At 66.0% G+C, this 1,563-nt stretch carries 1 protein-coding gene and 1 pseudogene; both read right to left on the bottom strand.

Translation table 11 applies throughout. The annotated features are described in order from the left end of the window. Positions 1-1,118, bottom strand: a 1,118-nt coding sequence (locus EOA86_RS34060) for an FAD-dependent oxidoreductase (RefSeq protein WP_128345546.1), incomplete at its 3' end; no start/stop codon positions are given. A gap of 196 nt (positions 1,119-1,314) precedes the next feature. After that, positions 1,315-1,563: pseudogene (locus EOA86_RS34050) on the bottom strand (dihydrodipicolinate synthase family protein); the annotation flags it as partial.

The following is a 1,563-nucleotide window of genomic DNA, read 5'->3' as shown; positions in this document are numbered from 1 at the left end:
GTGCCGGCATGCCTGGCGCCACCGATCACCGGCAGCGAATCCGGCAGCGACGGCCGATACCCCATCCATTCGCGGCCGCCGGCCGGGTCAAGCCCCGGCAGGAATTTCTGTGCCTTGTCGAGCAGCGCTTTCGAGCGGGCGTAGTTGGGCGGCCGCTCGATCCCGCCGAGCTCGACCGCGCCGCCGACGCGCACACCGGTTTCGAGCGGGGTGATGACGAAGCCGTGGCCGGAGAAGATCAGTTGCCGCTTCACGTCGAAGGCGGTCCTCGGCAGGGTCGTGTTGTAGCCGCGCTCGGTTTCGAGCGGGATGCGGTCGCCGATATGTTTCGCCAGGAGATGCGACCACGCGCCGGCGGCGATGACGAGGCATTTTGCTTGCCGCACCCTACCGTCGGCCAGCGTCAACGTCGCGCCATCCTGCTCCGCTCCGACATGGTCGATCCGAGCCTTTTCGAAACGCGCGCCGTTCTTCTCAGCAAAGGTCCAGATCGCCTTGCCCAATAATTTCGGATCCGTAACGGTCTTCCATCCCGGCACGAAAGTGCCCTTGACGAAACGCGGCGACAGGCCGGGCTGCAAGGCGACGAGAGCATCGCCCTCGACATGGCTGAAGCCGATGCCGAAGCGTTGCCTGGCCGCCCAGCCGGGCAGCGACGCCTTGAACTCGGCCTCGCTCTCGTAAAGTTCGAGCGAGCCGTCCTCGCGCAGCATGTTTGTTGTGCCCGAGCGCGCCATCAGCCCGGCCCATTCGGCCTCGGCGAGCCGCATCATCCCGGCCTGCGCACCGAGGCTGGCCTCATAGCGGTCGTTTCGTCCGGCGCGCCAGAAGCGGATAAGCCAGGGCAGCAGCTTCGGCAGGTAGGCGGGCGGAATGCTGAGCGGGCCGAGCGGGTCGGCAAGCCATTTCGGCAGATGCCTGATCATGCCCTTGTGGGCCAGCGGCAACACATCGGAAAAGGCCAGGGCAGCGGCATTGCCGGAACTCGTTTCCTCGCAGATGCCCGTTCGATCGAAGATCGTGACGTTTCGCCCCGCCTCGGCCAGATAGGCGGCGATACAGATGCCGATGATGCCGCCGCCGATAATGGCGATGTCGAGCGTCGCATCGCTATTCATGGCTGCGCGCCGCGCTGCATGGCTCGGCCTCCGCCTCGCTCCGCACCTTTGGAGCCAGCCTCCTCATCCGGCCCTTCGGCCCGCCTTCTCCCCGTCGGGGAGAAGAGGCTGACGCCAACGCTTGCGACCTCTTCTCCCCTCGGGGAGAAGGTGGCCGCGAAGCGGCCGGATGAGGGGGTCGGCGACATTGCCACCCTTAGAATTGTGGCAGCACGGGCCGCACCGCCAGCGCATCCCTGACGATCTTTTCGACGGTCTCTCGGCGCTCGCCCGACAGCGGCTGGCGCGGCATGCGCACGCGGTCGTTGGTGTTGATCGCCAGGACTTCGGCGAGCTTGATGTTCTGCACCAGATAGGTCGACACGTCGAGGTCGAGCAGCGGCCGGAACCAGCGGTAGATTTTTAGCGCCTCCTCGCGGCGGCCCTGTTTCATCAACTGATAGAT

The organism is Mesorhizobium sp. M5C.F.Ca.IN.020.32.2.1 (genome assembly GCF_004023105.1).
Lineage (GTDB): Bacteria > Pseudomonadota > Alphaproteobacteria > Rhizobiales > Rhizobiaceae > Mesorhizobium > Mesorhizobium wenxiniae.
This window is presented reverse-complemented; position numbering and strand designations above follow the sequence as displayed.